This window comes from Nocardia sp. NPDC055029 (genome assembly GCF_053608525.1).
The window spans coordinates 74,648-92,854 of sequence record NZ_JBSGVQ010000006.1; the positions used below are offsets into that span (position 1 = coordinate 74,648).

Genomic DNA, 18,207 nt, shown 5'->3' on the forward strand with positions numbered 1-18,207 from the left:
TGTCGCCGAACCGCCTTACGGAATGTTTACGCTCCCGCCGACCAGCCGAAGGACGCTGTCGCGCAGCACCGTCTGCGCCTGCGGCTGTGTCATCCGACCTGCCCTGACCTCGTCGCCCGCCGCATGGCTGACCGCGACGATCGCGGTGACGAGCCACTGCGGCGACATAGCCCCGTCGAACTCGCCCGCACGCTGCCCTCTGGTGACGAGACGGAGCAGCCGGTAGTTGATGGGGAGCTGACGATCCTCGTCGTGCCGGCGCGCGAACGCGCCGACATGGTGGGCGAGCGGGGAGACCCGGAAGAACCGCCAGCCGACGTCGAGCATCCGCACCAGGGCATCGGTGGCCGGGCCGCTGTCCAGGTCGGCCGCCCGCATGGCTTCGTCGGCCTGTCTGGTCGTGCGATCGACGACGGCGTTGACCAGATCGTCCCGGGAAGCGAAGTGCGCGTAGACGGTTTGCCGCGTGACCCCCGCCTCGGCGGCGACCGCGGCCATCCCGGCGTCCGGTTGGGTGGCGAACAGCCGGGTGGCGGCGTCGAGGACGGCCGCCCTGCTGCGGGTGGCGTCCGCGCGTCGTTTCGGTTCCTCTGATCCGGTCAAAGTCTTACACCCTTGTCAAAGTTGCGTGGCTATGTCTAACCTTTACAGCACTGTAAGAATTCTACGGCTGGAGTGTCATGGACCCCGCACCGCCCCGCTCACCCGAGCAGTTCATCGCCGATTTCTTCACCGAGTACACCGCCGCCGCGCTGGATGGTGACAACGATCCGGCCGACGTCGTCGACCGATTTCACACGCCCGACATCGTGCAGGTCGCCGACGGGATCAGGCTGGATCGGGACCGGCTGATCGCCCACCTCCGTCCCGTGCGAAAGAACCTGCGCGACTATCGGTTCGAGGTCGCGGAGGTGATCGCGGACGGCGATCGGATGGCTGTGCGGATGACCATCCACGCCACGATGCGCACGACGGGAACCGTCACCACGGAGGTCTTCCTGTTCGGTGAATTCACGCCGGACGGCAAGCTCCGCCGCGCCGACCAGCTCACCCGCACCGTTCCCGCCGCCTGATCCCCGAGGAGATTTCCGTGCTCGTCCGAAGTATCCGCTCGTTCGCCCTGCTCGCCACCGGACTGCTCGCCGGCGCCTTCGGCTACGGCGCCGCCAACCTCGTTCCGACCTTCGACCGGGTGCCGCTGCAGATGCGCCTCGATTTCCACACCGAACTCATGCAGAACAACAGCATCAGCATGCAGGCCACGATGGCCGCCGCCGCGCTGAGCTGCCTGGCCGCCGCCGTCCTGGCGACGGGTCGGCACCGGATCGTCGCCGCCGTCGCGACGGCGCTGGTGGTCGCCTCGTTCCTCATCACGCGACTGGGCAATGTGCCGATCAACCACCGGATCAACGAGTGGGCGGTCGCTGGAGCTCCGGCGGACTACGCCACGATTCTCGCCCGCTGGGACTCGTTCCACTTCCTGCGCACCGGAACCGCGCTGGCCGCCTTCGCCCTGATCATCGCCCTCGTCGTCTGGATGCGGCGCGCGGACGAGGGGCCTGCGCAGGCTCGGGTGCCGGCGGCCGCTTCTGTCGGCGCTGAGCGCTAGGCGGTGCATCAGTATCTGTACAGGGTTTTCTGAATACAGAAATCTCTGTACAGTAGAACCATGGACACCGTGATGCACGGCGACGCACTGTCCCGCTTCGGGTACGCGCTGTCGGACTCGACCCGGACGCGGATCCTGCTGAGCCTGCGAGCAGGGCCCGGGTATCCGTCGGAGCTGGCGGACAAGATCGGGGTGTCGCGGCAGATCCTGTCCAACCACCTGGCCTGTCTGCGCGGCTGTGGGCTGGTTGTCGCCGTTGCGGAAGGCCGGCGTAGCCGCTACGAGCTGGCCGATCCACGGATCGGCCGGGCACTCGACGACCTCCTCGGCCTGGTGCTGGAAGTCGATCCGGCCTGCTGCCCGGCGGCCGCGACCCAGGAGTGCTGCTGATGCCGGAAATCGGTGCGCCGCTGGTACTTCCGGATCGTCGCGAGGTGCTCGCCACCCGGATCCGCTGGTTGGTGGCCGCGACGATCAGCTACAACGTGATCGAGGCGATCATCGCGCTGACCGAGGGCACCCGGGTGTCCTCGTCGGCATTGATCGGCTTCGGGCTCGACTCGGTGATCGAGGTGTCCTCCGCGGCCGCGGTGGCGTGGCAGTTCGCCGGGCGCGACCCGGCGGCCAGGGAGAAGGTCGCCCTGCGGATCATCGCGTTCTCGTTCTTCGCGCTGGCCGCCTACGTCACCGTCGACGCGGTGCGCGCGCTGTTCGGAGTGGGGGAAGCACGGCATTCGCCGGTCGGGATCGCTTTGGCGGCGGCGAGTCTGGTGATCATGCCGGTCCTGTCGGCGGCGCAGCGCCGCGCGGGTCGCGAACTCGGCTCGGCTTCGGCGGTCGCCGACTCCAAGCAGACCTTGCTGTGCACCTACCTGTCCGCGGTGCTGCTGGCCGGGTTGCTGCTCAATGCCCTGTTCGGCTGGTCGTGGGCCGACCCGATCGCCGCCCTGGTGATCGCGGTCATCGCCGTGAAAGAAGGTCGCGACGCGTGGCGGGGCGACACCTGTTGCGCGACACCGCCACTGGGCACGGTCGCGGCCCGCGACTGCTGCGACGACTGAGGAAAGGAACCGGCCATGGCTGTCTCGGCACTGGTCCTGTACGTGATTTTCGGTGCGCTCGGATTCGGCTGGCGCAGCTGGCGGCAGTATCGAGCGACCGGCTCCACCGGGTTCCGGGGTATCAGCGGACGCCCCGGGTCGCTGGAATGGCTGGCCGGTGTCGGCTTCATCGCGGCGATTGTCGTCGGGCTCGCCGCGGTGGCTCTGCAACTCGGCGGTGTACTCGGCCCGATCGATGCCCTCACCGCCGCGCCGATCCAGGCAGCAGGGTTCGTCCTGGCGATTGCGGGGATTGCGGCGACCCTCTACGCGCAGAACGAGATGGGTGAATCCTGGCGCATCGGTGTCGATGCCAGCGAGACAACGACTTTGGTTCGCACCGGGGTGTTCGGACTGGTGCGCAACCCGATCTTCACCGCCATGCTCGTCTTCGGTGCGGGAGTCGCGTTGATCATCCCGAATGTTGTCGCGCTGGCGGCATTCCTGCTGCTTCTCGTGACGATCGAACTGCAGGTTCGCGTGGTCGAGGAGCCGTACCTGACCAAGGTCCACGGCACCGCCTATCAGGACTACCTCGCCACGACAGGCAGATTCGTGCCAGGCATAGGCCGATCGGCCGCGCAGAGCGGCGACTCCTGATTCGCGAAACAAGATCACCAGGCTCTGGTGGATTTTCCTTCTCGGGCGTTGCCGCCACCAGAGCCTGGTGATCGATCGTCCAGATTATGGGTGTCAGTGGCCCCGGGCGATCCAGTCGGCGAGGGCAGGTTTCTCGGTGCCGATGGTGGTCGTGTCGCCGTGGCCGGTGTGGACGGTGGTCTCCTCGGGCAGCGCGAACAATCGGTCGCGGATCGAATCGATGATCGTGCCGAAATCGGAGAACGAGCGGCCGGTGGCGCCCGGACCGCCCGCGAACAGGGTGTCACCGGTGAACAGCGCCGCCAGTTCGGGCAGGTGCAGCGAGACCGAGCCGGGGGAGTGGCCGGGAGTGTGCAGGAGGTCGATGTCGGTGCCCGCCACCGTGATCCGGGTGGTCTCGGCCAGCGAGCGGTAGCCCGCATCGGGGTGGGTCATCCGCCACAGCGGCTCGTCGCCGGGGTGGAGCAGGACGGGGGCGTCGAGGCGTTCGGCGAGTTCAGGCGCGACGGTCACGTGGTCGTTGTGGCCGTGCGTGCACAGGATCGCGGTGACGTGCCTGGAGCCGACCGCGGCGGCGATGACGTCCGCGTCATGGGCGGCGTCGACGATCAGTACCTCGTCGTCGTCGCCGATCAGCCACACATTGTTGTCGACCTCCCAGGTCCCGCCGTCGAGCGCGAAAACGCCTGAGGTGACGACCTTCTCGATGTGGGCGCTCACCACACCACCACCGAACGCAGCACCCGGCCCTCGCCCATGGCGGTGAACGCCTGCTCGACCTGGTCGAGGCCGATGCGCTCGGTGACGAAGCGGTCCAGCGGCAGCCTGCCCTGGCGATAGAGATCGATGAGCATCGGGAAGTCGCGTTCGGGCAGGCAGTCGCCGTACCAGGACGACTTCAGGGAGCCACCGTGCGAGAACAGGTCGATCAGCGGCATCTCGAGCTTCATGTCCGGTGTCGGGACGCCGACGAGCACCACGGTGCCCGCGAGGTCGCGACCGTAGAACGCCTGCTGCCAGGTCTCCGGCCTGCCGACCGCGTCGATCACGACATCGGCGCCGAAACCGTCGGTGAGCTCCTTGATCTGCTCGACCACGTCACCGGTGCTCGCGTCGACGGTGTGCGTCGCGCCGAAATCCTTCGCCCACTCCAGCTTTCGCGGGTCGCGGTCGATCGCGATGATCGTGCCTGCCCCGGCCAGGCGAGCGCCCGCGACGGCGGCGTCACCGACACCGCCGCAGCCGATCACCGCGACGCTGTCGCCGCGCGAGACCGCGCCGGTGTTCACAGCGGCGCCGATACCTGCCATCACGCCGCAGCCGAGCAGGCCCGCCACCGCCGGGTCGGTCTCGGGATCGATCTTCGTGCACTGCTTTTCGTGCACGAGGGTCTTGTCCGCGAACGCGCCGATGCCGAGCGCCGGGGTCAGCGGGGTGCCGTCGGTGAGCGTCATGGGGGCGCTCGCGTTGTGGGTGTCGAAGCAGTACCAGGGGCGGCCACGCCGACAGGCCCGGCATTCGCCGCACACCGCGCGCCAGTTGAGCACCACCACATCGCCCTCGGCGACATGGGTGACCGCGGCGCCGACGGTCTCGACGACACCGGCGGCCTCGTGACCGAGCAGGAACGGGAACTCGTCGTTGATCCCGCCCTCGCGGTAGTGCAGGTCGGTATGGCAGACCCCGCAGGCCTGTACACGGACGATCACATCGTGCGGCCCCGGATCGGGGATCACGATGTCGACCGTTTCGACCGGGGCATCCTGCGCGCGGGCGATGACTCCACGGACGGTCTCGGGCATGCGGAACTCCTCAGTGTCGGCGTGTGCTACGCCAACGCTAGCGGTGCCGCGGCCCGATCAGTCCGGGATGGGTGGGATATTCCCGGTCGGCGTGCCCAGCTCTTCCCGCACATGATGCTCGACGAGCAGCGGAACGAAGTCGCGGACGTGCACCTTCGCGAAGTGGTCGTAGGCGTGCCGGACGATGTCGGCGATCTCGGCAGGGGCGATGGTGGGATAACGGATGGTCAACCGTTCGATGACCTCGTCGAGTTGCTGATCCTCGTGAGTTGTCATATCCCAGGGTTACCCCGGGAACCGGGATGGTCAACCGGTCACTTTTCGTCGAAGACCAGATCCGTCGGCGGATGGGTCAGGCGCACGGTCTGGCCGTCGATGACGGTGATCGCGTCGAGTCCGGTGGTGGAATGCCCGGTGGACAGGATGAAGAAGCGGTCGGCGGCCTGGGCGAGGAAGGCGGGGAAACCGTCGAGGGAGAGGTCGCCGTCGCCGAGTTCCAGGTAGTCGGCGAGGCGGCGGAACAGTTTCGGGAGCAGGATCACGTCCTCGGACAGCGAGGTCGGCGAGCTCACCGTGGCGCCGGTGGTCGTCGCGTCGGCCGTCCAGACGCCGAGCGGGGTGGACGCGGTGGCGGCCGCCGTCGCGACCGCGGCGAATTCTTCACGCAGGGTGGGGAACAGGCTGCGGTAGAACGTCGGATACGCGAGTCCGGTCGCCAGTTGGTGATGGTTGAGGGTGAGCCGCAGCAGGGCGATGTCGACGAACATCTCCGTGCCGGAGGCGCCGGGCGACGGGCCGCGCCCGGCGAACGCGACGCACCGCCCGTGCAGGTCGGCGCCGCGGGTCAGGATGAAACCGGGCACTTCGGCCTGGTCGGTGCTGGTGACGGTCTCGCTCGCGTTGCGCACCACCCCGGTGAAGCCCAGCCAGGCGAGCAGCTCCTCGGCGGCCGCATGGGCCAGCGGCAGCGGCTGATGGGTGCGGGTGCCGTGCCGGGGTGTGTAGTGCGTCTCGAGGGAATCGATGCCGTCCAGGCGCAGCTGCGCGGCGCCCGAGGCATTGCGCTTGACCCGGTGCGGACCGCCCACCCGGTCCCATTCGGTGGGGTCGTCGGGCCGGAACCGCACCGAATCACCGTCCGGCTGAGCGCCCTTGGCGACGAAGACTCCGGAGATCAGCAGAAACGGCATCGTGGGTCCTTCGGCTCGTCCTGAGCACGGCCCGGAACGAGCGCGCGCAGGGCCGCGGGAGACATCGACCGCGCTGTCGAACGGATCTCAGTCTGGACATCTGGTGGCGCGCAGAGCAATACAGCGAGCGTGATGGTTCTTCGCTGTTCACCCGTCAGTTACCGCCGCACACCCATAGACGGTGTCGATGGCGGCGATCGGTACTGCGTCCTGGACGCGGTGGGGCCCGGTGGGCACGGTGGAGGGGACCTGACCAGAGGAGAAACCTATGAATCCGGCTCGCCCCACAGTCCGTGGCACCCGCGTGAGCGTGCTCGCGCTCGCGGTGCTCGCGGTGGGTATCGGCGCCTGCTCCGCCGACCCGGACGTGCCGCGGGCCGCCGAGGCCACGGTGACCACCGAGGTATCCGCGCAGACCACGCAGGCACCGCAGGCCACCCGGCAGGTCGATCACAGTCTCGACGACGAACTGTTCGCCGCCGCCGCGGACAACGACGCGGGCCGGGTGCGTGACCTGATCGCCCGCGGCGCCGACAGGGAGACCCGCGGCGACAAGGGCCGCACCCCGCTGGTCGCGGCGACCAAGAACCGGGCGAGCGCGGCCGCGGTGGCGTTGATCGAGGCGGGCGCCGATGTGAACGCCAAGGACGACCTGCAGGACTCCGCCTACCTGTACGCGGGCGCGGAGGGTTTCGACGAGATCCTGGAGCCGACTCTGCGGCACGGCGCCGACCTGCGCAGCGTCAACCGGTACGGCGGCACCGCGCTCATCCCGGCGAGCGAACACGGGCACGTGAGCACCGTGCGCACGCTGATCGCCGCCGGTGTCGACGTCAACCACGTCAACAAGCCGCAGTGGACCGCACTGCAGGAGGCGATCGTCTACGGCGACGGCTCGCAGCGCTACCAGGAGACGGTCACCGCGCTGCTCGCCGCAGGCGCCGACCCGCAGATCCGCGACGCGGACGGCCGCACCGCACTGCAGAACGCCGAACGCCTCGATCAGGACGCGATCGTCGCCCTGCTGCGCTGATCGGCCCGGCTGCGTCACCTGGCCCGGTGCGCGGACTACCCTCGGCGGCATGGCCGAGGACGAGTTCTTCCTGGATCCCACGATCGGTCGACCCGCGGAGAAGGTCGGGTACTTCACCGACCAGGCGAGTTTCCACCGGTTCGCCGCCGCCTACCACGCAGGCATGGCGGAACTACCGAAGCCCGACGCGATGGCGGCGGTGCCGACTTCGTTCGGGCAGGTGCGCGCCTACCGGTTCGGCCCCAGCGGCGGCACGCCGGTGGTCCTGCTGTCCGGCAGGCAGGCATCGACCCCGATGTGGGCCACCAACCTGCCCGGCTTGCGGGCGCGGCACACCGTCTGGTCGGTGGACAGCGTCGGCGAGCCGGGCGCGAGCGGCCAGACCAGGGAGCTGATCGACGGACTCGATCAGGCCACCTGGGTCGCCGAAACCATTGCCGGACTGGGTGTTCCCCGCGCCCATCTGCTCGGCGTGAGCATCGGCGCGAACCTGGCGGTGCAGACCGCCATGCACCGCCCCGGCTGCGTCGCTTCGATCACCCTGCTCGATCCCGCGAACACCTTCGCCCGGTTGAGCGGGAAGATGATCATCGTCTCGCTGGGCAGCGCCATCCCCGCGATGCCTGCCCGCCTGCGCAATCGCCTGCTGAGCTGGATCTCCGGTGGTGCCCCCGTCGACGACTCGGTCCCCGAGGGCAGGCTGATCGCCTCCGGCATGAAGGACTACCGCGACGCCCAGCCGCTGCTGGCGCGCCCGACCGAGGAAGAACTGCGCGCGATCGCCGTGCCCGTGCTCGCCGTGTTCGCCGGGCGCAGCATCGTGCACGACGCGACCGAGGCCGCCGCCACCGCCCAGCTGATCCCCGGCGCCCAGGTCGAGGTGTGGCCGGAGGCCTCACACGCCATCAACGGCGAATACCCCGACCGCATCGCCGAGCGGTTCGCCGAGTTCACGGCCGGGATCGGCTGACGGACACGACGAAACCCCGGCTGGAACCGGGGCTTCGGGAAGGGGATCTCAGCCGAGGATCGACAGCGCCAGTCCGATGACGGCGCCACCGAAAACCACTGTGTTACGGACCTTCTGGAGCGTCCAGGTCCACGCCGGGAACCCCGCTTCGGCGCGATCGAGCAGGGCGGGGACGTCGATCCGCGCCAGCTCGGGATCGCCGGTGCGGGCGAAGGCGGCCGTCACCGACCGCACCGCGGTGTGGTTGCTGTAGACGATCACGCAGTTGCCGAGGAACACCAGGGTCAGCACCACCCAGTTCACCGGGCGGGCGATGTCGAGGCCTGCCAGGTTCAGCCCGGCCGCGGTGAGCATGATCGCGGCGACGCTCAGCGGGGCCGCGCTCTCGTGTCCGCTGGCATCGAACCGCATGCCGTGCTCGTGCAGCGCCGTGGTCCGCACGCCCTGGCGCGACAGCTCCGCCTGCGCGGTCGCCATGGCGGCCTTGCCGTAGCGGTGGCGAACGATCGGCATGCTCACGAAGGCGGCGGCGATGGCGATCTCGATGGCGGCGACGAGGGTGTTCATGGGGTGCTCCGATCTGACTTGAACTAAGTAAAAGAACCATAGCGTCAGACTTGAACTAAGTGCAAGAACTTTCTTGAACTTTGTGAAAGTCGATCGTGCGCGCCTATCGTGGCGGCATGGCACGCGACACCTTGACCAGGGAACAGATCGTCGGCGCGGCGATCGAACTGCTCGACGAGGAGGGCCTCGACGGGCTGAACATGCGCAGCCTCGGCCAGCGCCTGGACTCCGCCGCGACCGCCATGTACTGGCATGTGAAGAACAAGGACAACCTGGTGCGCCTGGCCGTCGACGAGGTGTGGGGCGAGATCGACCTACCCGACCCTGATGCCGCCGACTGGCGCGCGGCCGCCGAAACGATGGCCGGCGGGATGTACGAGGCGCTGGCCAGGCACCCCTGGCTCGTGCAGGCGCAGGCGAGCCATCTGCTGTACGGACCCAACAAATCCCGGCACGACGAGAACGCGCTGGCGATCTTCGAAACGGCCGGATTCGACGACGACGATGCCGATCGCGCCGTCGCCGCGATCTTCCTGTTCGTCCTCGGCAACGCGACCGGCCCCGCCGCCAACGTCTCCCTGCGCAGGCGGCTGAGCAAAGGCGGCGCCGACCCGGAAGCGCAGCTGGCGCAGGCGATGACCGAGGCGAGCGAGATCGCGGGCACGTTCCCCCGCCTGCGCGCCCGGATCGAGCGCGCCGCAGGCACCGGCTACAACGCCGCGCCCGACAGCAGCTTCCGCTTCGGCCTCACTGCCCTGCTCGACGGTATCGCCGCGCGGAAAGCGTTCTAGCGTACTGCTATTCGGCGACCGAGCCGATCCGCTCCAGCACGGCGGTCACCACGAGGAAGCCGCTGTCGACGACGTCCGCCAGTGGCTGGCGGTAGTCGTCGAGCACCCATTTCTGGGCGATGATCAGGATCGCGCCGACCAGTCCGAGAACCACCATCCGCACGCTCACAGCGGGATGGTTGTCCAGGTCCACATACGGCGTCAGCAGGGCCATGCAGATGTCGATCAGGGCGTCGAGCACATCGTGATAGGCGCGGTCGACGGTCGGGCTCACGCCGAGGATCTCGAAGAAGGCGATCCTCGGCACTCGCGGGTCGTCGAGGATGAGCTGGAAGTACGCCGTCAGCGCGCTACGCACCCTGGTGGCGATCTCGGCCTCGACGTCGCCGATGCCGACATGGATCGCCTCGAGCATCCGCGCGGCGACCTCGCGATACACCTCGAGCAGTAGATCCTCGCTGTCGGTGAAGGATTCATAGAAGTATCGCTTGCCGACGCCTGCGGCGGCGCAGATGGTGGTGACCGTGGTGTTGCGGTAGCCATCGGTGCCGAACGCCTCGGTCGCCGCGTCGATCAGCCGGGCGCGGCGCTCCTGCTGACGCTGCCCTGGAGCGGCGCCGCGGTATCTGCGTCCGTCGGCATCGAGTTCGGGCGCGTTCACATCGTCGATTCTGTCAGGTGGCCCGATCGGGTCGCCGCGGCGGCTGGTCGGTGCAGGAGGTGGGCCGGGAACATGTTCTTGCGATCGAACGTGACGCAGGCTACGTTACTTTCCGGTACGGGAACGTCGTGGTTCCCGATGGTGGAGGGCTGAGACCGAAGCATGATCAAACAACGAGGGCGACTGGCCGCGCTGGTCGCATCTGTCGTCGTGTTCGCGGGGGCGGTCGCGTCGGCGCCGGTGGGCCAGGCATTGCCTGCCACCGACGGGCTGGACGCGCAATTCGTCGCCACCCACAACGGGCCGCAGCAATACCCGAACGTCTTCATCGAGTGGGACGTGCCGATCACCATGAGTGACGGAACGGTATTGAAAGCCAACGTCTATCACCCGGCGGGTGCCGACGGTCAGCCGATCGCCGAGCCGACGCCGACGATCGTCAACATGACGCCGTACACGAAGCTCGTGTCCAACATCGCCGACTCGACGCTCGCGGTGCCCGGCCTGTCCGACCTGCTGATGCCGGTCCTGCAGAACCTGGACTTCTCGCCCTTCGGCTTCAGCAGCCTCAGCGACATGATGAAGGCGCTGCCCGGCGGCGCCGCGCGCACCTTCGGTGTCGACCGGAACCTGATCCGCGGCGGCTACACCCAGGTCGTCGTCGACGTGCGCGGCACCGGTTTCTCGCAGGGCACCTGGCAGGTGTTCGGCGAACGCGAACAGCTCGACGGCGTCGAGGTCGTCGACTGGGCCGCCAAGCAGCGCTGGTCCGACGGCAAGATCGGAATGAGCGGCATCTCCTACTCGGGGATCAACCAGCTGCACACCGCGCAGCGTCAACCCGAGGCGCTCAAGGCGATCTTCCCGATCGTGCCGGGCAGCGACCTGATCCGCGATGTCGCCGCTCCCGGTGGCGCGCTCGGCATCGGCTTCATCCCGGCCTGGCTGCTCGCCGTCGACGGCTCGAAACTGCTGCCGGACCTGGTCTCGATCCTGACCGGCAAGTTCGACTGGACCTGGCTGGCCGACCGGGTGCGTGACCCGTTCACCTTCTTCAATGTGCTCATCGCCGCCCTGACCACCCCGAGCGTGGACCAGATCCCGCCGGAGATGGCCGCGATCCTCGACGACGAGAGCCCGCTGCGGACCGCCTGGGTCGGTGCGCCGGATCAGGTGCGGGTGCCGACCTTCCTCTACGGCGGCTGGCACGACATCTTCACCTACTCGACCCCGCGCATCTACAACGCCGTCGATGTGCCCGCCGAGCAGAAGAAGCTCGTCATGGGCAACGTCTACCACGTGACCGTGAGCTCGGGCCTGGGTCAGGCCGATGCGCCCGCGCCGCTGGAATCGCTGCAGCGCGCGTGGTTCGACAAGTGGCTCAAGGGCATCGACAACGGCGTCGACCGCTACGAGCCGGTCACCCTGTGGCAGCAGGGCAGCGAGCAGTGGACCACCGACGTCGCGTTCCCGCGGCCGGGCATGCAGCACCGGCGCCTGTACCTCGACGGCGCGTCCTCGGGGACCGCGCCGGGCAGCAGGCACGACGGCAGCTTGGTCACCGCACCCGGTGCCGCCCAGCGGGTTTCGGTCGACCCGAGCTTGACCACCATCTGCTCGCGCGATGCCGCGCAGGGCACCGCCGGTCTGATCCCGCTGCCCGACGTCTGCGCCAAGGACGCCAGGATCAGTGAAGGCGCGGCGCTGACCTTCACCACCGCGCCGGTGACCCAGCCGACCCGCATCTCGGGCTCGATCGCGGCACACCTGAACACGGTGCTCGACGCGACCGACGGCTACTGGACGGTGACGGTGAACGACGTTGCGCCCGACGGTCGTTCGACGGTGTGGTCGCAGGGTCAGCTGGTGGCCTCGCTGCGCGCGGTCGACGACGGCAAGTCGACGCGCTCACCCAACGGCGACTACACCGACCCGTACCCGATTCTCACCCTGGCCACCCGTCAGCCGGTCGTGCCGGGCGAGCCGACCACGATCGACATCGGCATCCGCGCCACCGACGGCGTCCTGCTGCCGGGCCACCGCCTGCGCGTCGACGTGTTCGCGAGCAACTTCCCCAGCGGAATCCCGTTGCGGCCGTTGCTGAACGAGAGCGGCCTGCGGACCCAGCACCTCGAGCTCGACCCGGCCCGGCCGAGCTGGATCACCGTGCCGATGGACGTCGATCCGGGCTGGTGACCCTGGTTCACCCCGCCTCGAACAACCGGGTCAGGTCGTCGACGAACTCGGTGTAGGCCTGCGCGCGATCGGTCGCGCGCAGCACCGAGGCGGGGTGCACCGTCGCCCCCACGCGGTAGTGCTCGCCCTCGACGATGCGTCCCCGCAGCTCGGTGACCTTGGCCTTCGGGCCGAGCACCGCCTGCGTGGCGATCGCGCCGAGGCAGATCACCAGGTCGGGGGCAACCAATTCCAGCTCGGTGACCAGCCACGGTGCGCACGCGACGATCTCGGTCCGGCGCGGTTGCTGGTGGATCCGGCGCTTGCCGCGCTCGACGAACCGGAAGTGCTTGACGGCGTTGGTGAGATACAGCGAGTCGCGGTCGACGCCGATGTCGGCGAGCGCGCGATCGAGCAGGTGGCCCGCGGGGCCGACGAACGGGTGCCCGTCCAGATCCTCGTCGTTGCCCGGCTGTTCGCCGACCAGGACGGTGCTCGCCGTCGTCGCGCCCTCGCCGAACACGGTCTGGGTGGCATCGCGGTAGAGGTCGCAGCCATGGCAGCGTTGTGCGGCGGCGCGCACGGTCGCGAGATCGTCGGTGTGCGGAATGTATTCCGCCGCACCCGGATACCGGGTTCTGGTCGTCATCTGCTTCCTCCCGCGGTAGCCCGTGCGGACTCGGGCACGCGGGTGACGCGCGCGCCTGCCCCGTCGGCGAGGTGGGCGAAGGTGATCGCGTCGCGCACGGCCGCGCCACCGGGGTCGTTGTTGAAGTAGACATGGAGGTCGGCGGTGTCGGGCCAGGTGTCGAGCAGCCGGTGCACCCAGCTGTCCAGCGCGTGGCGGCCATAGTGCGGCGCCGGGTGCGCGCGGCCCGCGTGCAGGCGCAGGTAGGCCCAGTCGGTGGTGCGCCAGAGCGGGGTGATCGGGCGGGAGTCGCGATCGGCCCAGGTCAGGGCGGCGCGCCGGGCTTCCAGCACCGCGCGGATGTCGTCGGTCCACCACGATTCGTGCCGGGGTTCCACCGCGACCCGCACCGACGCGGGGAAGCAGCGCAGGCAGTCGTCGAGCAGCGTGGCATCCGCGCGCAGGGTCGGCGGTAGTTGCAGCAGGATCGGGCCGAGTTGCCTGCCGAGTCCTTCGGCCCGATCGAGCAGGCGCTGCACGGGTTCCTCGGGCTCGCGTAGTCGCTTGATGTGGGTGAGGAACCGGCTGGCTTTCACCGCGATCAGGAAGTCCGCCGGTGTCCGCTCCCGCCACGCGGCGAAGGTCTCCCGGCTCGGCAGCCGGTAGAAGGCGTTGTTGGATTCGACCGTGGCGAACGCGTCGGCGTAGTGCTCGAGCCAGCGCCGCATCGGCAGACCGTCCGGATACAGCACGCCACGCCAGTCGCGGTACTGCCAGCCGGAGGTGCCGACCCGGATCACCGCGCTCACCTGCCTTTCGCCGATGTCAGCCGGGGGCGCGCAGCAGCGAATCGAGTTCGCCCGCGTAGAAATCGAGGAACGCGTCCATATCCGGGCCCGCGTTCATCAGGACAACACGGTCGAAGCCCGCGTCGGTGTACTCGCGCACCGCCTCGACGTAGCGCTGGGGATCGCTGCCGCAGACGAAGGATTCGAGCATGTCGTCCTCGCGGACGGTGGTCGTCGCCGCGGCGAAGTTCGCCGGGTTGGGCAGCTCGCTGAGCACCGTCCAGCCGCCGACCGACCAGCGGTTGGTCGACAGGGCGGCCGCGGCGCCGTCGCGTTCGTTCTCGGCGAAGGCGACGCCGACTTCGGCGTACCGCGGTCCCGAGCCGCCTGCCTGCTGATATGCCTGCACGAGACCGGCTTTCGGCTCGGTGGCGAACAGGCCGTCACCGAGTTCGGCGGCGATCGCCGCGGCGTCGGGACCGCCTGCCGCCACCGCGATCTCGGGCAGGGTGTCGGGCAGGTCGAACACCCGCGCGTCCGACAGCGACAGATACCGCCCGTCGTAGCTGCGATACCCGCCCTGCCAGAGCAGCCGGATGATCTCCAGCGCCTCCCGCAACATCCGCTGCCGCACCCGGATCGGCGGGAACTCCCGGCCGACGATGTGCTCGTTGAGTCGCTCGCCGGAACCGATACCCAGGGTGAACCGCCCGTCCGAGACCAGCGCGGTGGTCGCGGCGGCCTGCGCGACGATCGCGGGGTGGTAGCGGATGATCGGGCAGGTCACGCCGGTGGCCAGGCCGATCCGCTCGGTGTGGGCCGCCATGGTGCCGAGCACCGTCCAGACGAAGGGTGAATGGCCCTGGTTGTCGAGCCACGGGTGGAAGTGGTCGCTCATCTCGACGAAGTCGAAGCCGGCGGCCTCGGCCCGAACCGCTTGGCGCACCAGTTCGTTCGGGCCGAACGCCTCGGCGGCCAGTTTGAATCCGATCTGCATGGCGAACCTTCGCGTACCGTCAGTCGCGACCGAGGGCGTGGGCCAGTTCCTGCTTGTTCATCTTCGAGCGACCGTCGATGTTGCGGCGGCGCGCCTCCTCGTAGAGCTGGTCACGGGTCAGACCGCGCGGGCCCTTGCGGTGGGACCGCTGGCCGCCACGACGCTGCGGCGAGGTGTCGGTGCGGGAGAGCTTGCTCGACCGCTCGGCCTCACCGGACTGCGCCCGCGACTTGTTGACCGTGCGCGCCGCGATCTCCTCGGCCCTGTCCTCGCCGACGCCGCGTTCCTGCTGCGATTCCTTGATGTGCTTGTACTGCCGTTCGCGCTTGTCACTCCATGCTTGCTGCGGCATAGCTGCACCTCCGCGTGTCGATCGGGGTTTCTGTCTGCCGACTACCCGGGCCTCACACGCGGAAACAGCGGCGGAGTCCGGCACACTGGCGAAGGTGAGCGCATCGGGCGGCGGGCGAGCGCGAGCCGGCGCGGTGGCGGCCGGGATCTGGCGGTGGCTGCGCAGCGCGCCGGGCACGTATCTGTGGCTGGCCGCGCTGGCGGTGACGACCGTCATCATCGACCGGCTGACGCCCGGGGAGGCCAGGGCCTGGCTCGGGCATCGGTCGACCAATCTGTACCACCTCGGCGAGGACCCCGTCCGGGTGCTGATCGGCAGCGCGTTCTGGACCGACGGCGGCGGCTGGTTCGGTTACGCGGTGCTGTTCACGATCTTTCACGCCAACGCCGAGCGGTGGCTCGGCACACTGCGCTGGCTGGTGGTGGCCGTGCTCGCGCACGTGGGCGCCACCTATCTCAGCGAGGGTGTGCTGCTGTGGGCGATCCGCAACGACGACGCGCCGGAGCGGGCGATGTACACCCTCGACATCGGCGTCAGCTACGCGCTGGCGGGCGTCGCCGCCGTGCTGGCCTATCGGCTGGTGCGGCCGTGGCGCTGGTGGTACGTCCTCGGTGTGTTCGCCGTGGTGCTTCCGCCGATCCTGCTGAGCCGGACTTTCACCGATATCGGGCACGCGAGCGCCGCCGTCATCGGCTTCGCGTGCTACCCGCTGACACGCGGACGCGACGGGACCTGGGATCCGGGTGTGTCGCTGCGCCGGATCCGTAGCCGGAGGTCGTCTGCGGGGCGCTTCTCGTGGCCTGATTTCGGCAAAACACCACGAAATTAGGTGTTACCTCAGTTACTACATACATGTATCATTGGCTTACCGCACGACCGGCGCACCGTCGCGCCCGGCGCTCGAAGGAGTATCGCGCGGTGAGACGAGGAGTACCGATGAAGCTACTTCGCCGGGCAGCACGGCGACCGGAGGTAGATCCCGGCAAGGTCGCTCTGCACGCTCGCAATGTGACCTTCGACTGGTCGGGCGTCGACCTGCAGTGGATGTCGGCCGAACCGTACGCGTCGCACCTGATCAGCGCGCTGAACATGCTGCTGCCTGAGGGCGAGCGCATGTTCATCGTGACCTATCGCGAGGCGCTGGCCTACGTGAAGGACGAGAAGCTGCGCGAGGACATGCTCGGTTTCATCGGGCAGGAATCGATGCACGCGGAGACCCACGAGAAGGTCCTGCGCGATGTGCTCACCGCCAACGGCATCGACGCAGGCCCGTATGTGCGGCAGATGGAGTATCTGTTCCGCAAGACGCTGGGCCCCCGCGGCGGCGACGACCGCGCGGGACGGCAGATGCTGGTCGAACGGCTCGCGTTCATCGCCTGCCTCGAGCACTTCTTCGCCTGGCTCGGCGACTGGGTGATCAACGCCGACCTGGAGAAGTTCGGCGCCGACCCGCGCATGGCCGACCTGTTCCGCTGGCACGGCGCCGAGGAAGTCGAGCACCGCAACGTCGCGCACGATGTCGCCGAGTACTTCGGCGTCGGGTACGTGCGCCGGTGCGCCTCGATGGTGCTGGTGTTCCCGATCTTCATCGCCCTGGTGGTGCGCGGCGCGAAGTTCCTGGTGCAGCAGGATCCGCGGCTGCCCGATCACGGCTATCTGCGGGTCATCGCCGCGGTCCTTGCCGCGATGTGGCGCGGTGCGCTCCCCGGCATCCCGTCGCTGCTGATCAGCGCGCTGTCGACCTTCCAGCCCGGCTACAGCCCGGAGAATGTCGGTTCGACCGCGCAGGCCGTCGCCTACCTCGCGCAGTCGCCTGCCGCGCGGGCGGCCGCTTCGTGACCGTGCGCGACATACCCCAGGCGCTGCCGGGCGACCTCTACGGCAAGCACCGGCACGATCCAGGCACCAGGGTGCTGGACGCGATCGCGACGGCCCGGTTGCGCTGGAGTGGCCTGGTCAATCGCCGCGATCTGCGCCCGCGCGTCGACGATCGCCGGTTCCCGGTGGTCGTCACCGAGCGCCGGATCGTCGCGCACGACCAGGATGTGGTGAGCCTGCGCCTGGAGTCGCCCGACGGCCGGGAACTGCCCGCGTGGCGGCCCGGCGCGCACCTGGATCTCGAGCTCCCCTCTGGTCGGCTGCGCCAGTACTCGCTGTGCGGTGACCCCGCCGACGCGCACGCCTACCGGATCGCGGTGCGCCGCATCCCCGATGGCGGCGGCGGCTCGCTCGAGGTGCACGACGAACTGCCGGTCGGCAGCCGGTTCATCGTCCGCGGCCCGCGCAACGCCTTCCCGTTCGCGGTGCCGGGCCACGGCTCGCCCGCGCAGCGGCTGCATTTCGTCGCGGGCGGCATCGGGATCACCCCGATCCTGCCGATGGCGCGGCTCGCGCACCGGCTCGGGGTGCCGTGGACGATGGTCTACACCGGCCGCTCCCGCGACACCATCCCGTTCCTGGCGGAGCTGGAGAGCTTCGGCGAGCACGTGACCGTGCGCACCGACGACGAGCACGGCCTGCCCGACGCGGCGGCCCTGCTGCCCGGCGTCGCCGCGGGCACCGCCGTGTACTCGTGCGGCCCCACCCCGATGACCTCGGCGATCGTCGCCGCGGTCCGGACGATGCCCGACGTGGAACTGCATTTCGAACGGTTCTCGCCGCCGCCGATCGTCGACGGCACCGCGTTCGAGATCGAATTCGCCTCCACCGGCGCGGTGATCGAGGTGCCCGCCGATCGCAGCGCGCTCGACGCCATCCTCGACACCCGCCCCGACCAGCCCTACTCGTGCAGGCAGGGTTTCTGCCGCACCTGTGTGGTGCGGGTACTGGCGGGCGCGCCCGACCATCGGGAAAACACACTCTCCGATGACGACCACGCCGCAGGCGAGATGCTCGCCTGCGTATCCCGTTCGCACGGTGAGCGATTGGTGCTCGACCTGTGAGT

Annotated in this window: 23 protein-coding genes; 12 read left to right on the forward strand and 11 right to left on the reverse strand. The window is 69.1% G+C overall.

From position 1 onward, the window contains the following. Positions 1 to 15 precede the first annotated feature (15 nt). A complete protein-coding gene (locus ACWF9G_RS07790) occupies positions 16 to 603 on the reverse strand; it encodes a TetR/AcrR family transcriptional regulator (protein WP_379308343.1) in 588 nt (195 codons plus the stop codon). 77 nt (positions 604 to 680) lie between these two features. On the opposite strand from ACWF9G_RS07790, the gene ACWF9G_RS07795 reads away from it, so the two are divergent. The 5 genes from ACWF9G_RS07795 to ACWF9G_RS07815 are packed head-to-tail and all read left to right on the forward strand — an operon-like array spanning position 681 to position 3,309. Next, complete coding sequence (locus tag ACWF9G_RS07795; protein ID WP_452514468.1) at positions 681 to 1,073, forward strand: nuclear transport factor 2 family protein; 393 nt, start codon at positions 681 to 683, stop codon at positions 1,071 to 1,073. Between the two features lie 17 nt (positions 1,074 to 1,090). Beyond that, a complete protein-coding gene (locus tag ACWF9G_RS07800) occupies positions 1,091 to 1,609 on the forward strand; it encodes an anthrone oxygenase family protein (RefSeq protein ID WP_452514469.1) in 519 nt (172 codons plus the stop codon). Between the two features lie 60 nt (positions 1,610 to 1,669). Next, positions 1,670 to 1,999, forward strand: a complete 330-nt coding sequence (locus ACWF9G_RS07805; protein WP_452514470.1) for an ArsR/SmtB family transcription factor — start codon at positions 1,670 to 1,672, stop codon at positions 1,997 to 1,999. Beyond that, positions 1,999 to 2,670, forward strand: coding sequence for a cation transporter (locus ACWF9G_RS07810; protein WP_452514471.1), 672 nt, complete (start codon positions 1,999 to 2,001; stop codon positions 2,668 to 2,670). The genes ACWF9G_RS07805 and ACWF9G_RS07810 overlap by 1 nt, the downstream gene beginning before the upstream one ends. Positions 2,671 to 2,685: 15 nt before the next feature. Further along, positions 2,686 to 3,309, forward strand: coding sequence for a methyltransferase family protein (locus ACWF9G_RS07815; protein ID WP_452514472.1), 624 nt, complete (start codon positions 2,686 to 2,688; stop codon positions 3,307 to 3,309). Between the two features lie 93 nt (positions 3,310 to 3,402). Here the strand turns inward: ACWF9G_RS07815 and ACWF9G_RS07820 are convergent, their stop codons facing one another. From ACWF9G_RS07820 to ACWF9G_RS07835, 4 genes are read right to left on the reverse strand one after another with little or no spacing between them, the layout of a single operon-like run. Further along, positions 3,403 to 4,029 (reverse strand): MBL fold metallo-hydrolase, encoded by a 627-nt coding sequence (locus tag ACWF9G_RS07820; RefSeq protein ID WP_452514473.1) that lies wholly within the window; start codon positions 4,027 to 4,029, stop codon positions 3,403 to 3,405. Then, complete coding sequence (locus ACWF9G_RS07825) at positions 4,026 to 5,111, reverse strand: S-(hydroxymethyl)mycothiol dehydrogenase (RefSeq protein WP_452514474.1); 1,086 nt, start codon at positions 5,109 to 5,111, stop codon at positions 4,026 to 4,028. Before ACWF9G_RS07825 ends, ACWF9G_RS07820 begins: the two co-directional genes overlap by 4 nt. 57 nt (positions 5,112 to 5,168) lie before the next feature. Continuing rightward, entirely contained in the window at positions 5,169 to 5,387 is a 219-nt protein-coding gene (locus tag ACWF9G_RS07830) for a three-helix bundle dimerization domain-containing protein (RefSeq protein WP_452514475.1), read from the reverse strand. 38 nt (positions 5,388 to 5,425) lie between these two features. Continuing rightward, the gene (locus ACWF9G_RS07835; protein WP_452514476.1) at positions 5,426 to 6,301 is read right to left on the reverse strand and encodes a hypothetical protein; all 876 of its coding nucleotides are present in this window, start codon (positions 6,299 to 6,301) and stop codon (positions 5,426 to 5,428) included. A 268-nt stretch (positions 6,302 to 6,569) separates the two neighbouring features. Here ACWF9G_RS07835 and ACWF9G_RS07840 point away from each other — a divergent pair, with 268 nt between their 5' ends. Together ACWF9G_RS07840 and ACWF9G_RS07845 are read left to right on the forward strand one after the other, a co-directional pair. Further along, the gene (locus ACWF9G_RS07840; RefSeq protein ID WP_452514477.1) at positions 6,570 to 7,334 is read left to right on the forward strand and encodes an ankyrin repeat domain-containing protein; all 765 of its coding nucleotides are present in this window, start codon (positions 6,570 to 6,572) and stop codon (positions 7,332 to 7,334) included. A gap of 49 nt (positions 7,335 to 7,383) precedes the next feature. Continuing rightward, positions 7,384 to 8,304: an alpha/beta fold hydrolase gene (locus tag ACWF9G_RS07845; RefSeq protein WP_452514478.1), complete on the forward strand. Its 921-nt coding sequence runs from the start codon at positions 7,384 to 7,386 to the stop codon at positions 8,302 to 8,304. Between the two features lie 48 nt (positions 8,305 to 8,352). Here ACWF9G_RS07845 and ACWF9G_RS07850 read toward each other — a convergent pair whose 3' ends face one another. Next, positions 8,353 to 8,871: a hypothetical protein gene (locus tag ACWF9G_RS07850; RefSeq protein ID WP_452514479.1), complete on the reverse strand. Its 519-nt coding sequence runs from the start codon at positions 8,869 to 8,871 to the stop codon at positions 8,353 to 8,355. Between the two features lie 116 nt (positions 8,872 to 8,987). On the opposite strand from ACWF9G_RS07850, the gene ACWF9G_RS07855 reads away from it, so the two are divergent. After that, entirely contained in the window at positions 8,988 to 9,662 is a 675-nt protein-coding gene (locus ACWF9G_RS07855) for a TetR/AcrR family transcriptional regulator C-terminal domain-containing protein (RefSeq protein WP_379308356.1), read from the forward strand. A 7-nt stretch (positions 9,663 to 9,669) separates the two neighbouring features. Here ACWF9G_RS07855 and ACWF9G_RS07860 read toward each other — a convergent pair whose 3' ends face one another. Further along, entirely contained in the window at positions 9,670 to 10,323 is a 654-nt protein-coding gene (locus ACWF9G_RS07860; RefSeq protein ID WP_379308357.1) for a TetR/AcrR family transcriptional regulator, read from the reverse strand. A gap of 162 nt (positions 10,324 to 10,485) precedes the next feature. On the opposite strand from ACWF9G_RS07860, the gene ACWF9G_RS07865 reads away from it, so the two are divergent. After that, positions 10,486 to 12,519, forward strand: a complete 2,034-nt coding sequence (locus ACWF9G_RS07865) for a CocE/NonD family hydrolase (protein ID WP_452514480.1) — start codon at positions 10,486 to 10,488, stop codon at positions 12,517 to 12,519. A gap of 7 nt (positions 12,520 to 12,526) precedes the next feature. Here the strand turns inward: ACWF9G_RS07865 and ACWF9G_RS07870 are convergent, their stop codons facing one another. The 4 genes from ACWF9G_RS07870 to ACWF9G_RS07885 are packed head-to-tail and all read right to left on the reverse strand — an operon-like array spanning position 12,527 to position 15,263. Further along, positions 12,527 to 13,147 carry a UdgX family uracil-DNA binding protein gene (locus tag ACWF9G_RS07870; RefSeq protein ID WP_452514481.1) on the reverse strand — a complete coding sequence of 207 codons (621 nt, stop codon included), beginning with the start codon at positions 13,145 to 13,147 and terminating at the stop codon, positions 12,527 to 12,529. Continuing rightward, positions 13,144 to 13,926: a DUF72 domain-containing protein gene (locus ACWF9G_RS07875; RefSeq protein ID WP_452514586.1), complete on the reverse strand. Its 783-nt coding sequence runs from the start codon at positions 13,924 to 13,926 to the stop codon at positions 13,144 to 13,146. Before ACWF9G_RS07875 ends, ACWF9G_RS07870 begins: the two co-directional genes overlap by 4 nt. A gap of 25 nt (positions 13,927 to 13,951) precedes the next feature. Continuing rightward, a complete protein-coding gene (locus ACWF9G_RS07880) occupies positions 13,952 to 14,911 on the reverse strand; it encodes a TIGR03557 family F420-dependent LLM class oxidoreductase (protein WP_452514482.1) in 960 nt (319 codons plus the stop codon). Between the two features lie 19 nt (positions 14,912 to 14,930). After that, a complete protein-coding gene (locus ACWF9G_RS07885) occupies positions 14,931 to 15,263 on the reverse strand; it encodes a plasmid stabilization protein (RefSeq protein WP_452514483.1) in 333 nt (110 codons plus the stop codon). 94 nt (positions 15,264 to 15,357) lie between these two features. On the opposite strand from ACWF9G_RS07885, the gene ACWF9G_RS07890 reads away from it, so the two are divergent. From ACWF9G_RS07890 to ACWF9G_RS07900, 3 genes are all read left to right on the forward strand, one after another. Next, on the forward strand, positions 15,358 to 16,092 hold the full coding sequence (locus ACWF9G_RS07890; protein ID WP_452514484.1) for a rhomboid-like protein: 735 nt from the start codon (positions 15,358 to 15,360) through the stop codon (positions 16,090 to 16,092). A gap of 107 nt (positions 16,093 to 16,199) precedes the next feature. Further along, on the forward strand, positions 16,200 to 17,102 hold the full coding sequence (locus tag ACWF9G_RS07895; protein ID WP_379308361.1) for a metal-dependent hydrolase: 903 nt from the start codon (positions 16,200 to 16,202) through the stop codon (positions 17,100 to 17,102). Continuing rightward, positions 17,099 to 18,205: a PDR/VanB family oxidoreductase gene (locus ACWF9G_RS07900; RefSeq protein WP_452514485.1), complete on the forward strand. Its 1,107-nt coding sequence runs from the start codon at positions 17,099 to 17,101 to the stop codon at positions 18,203 to 18,205. The genes ACWF9G_RS07895 and ACWF9G_RS07900 overlap by 4 nt, the downstream gene beginning before the upstream one ends. Positions 18,206 to 18,207 lie beyond the last annotated feature (2 nt).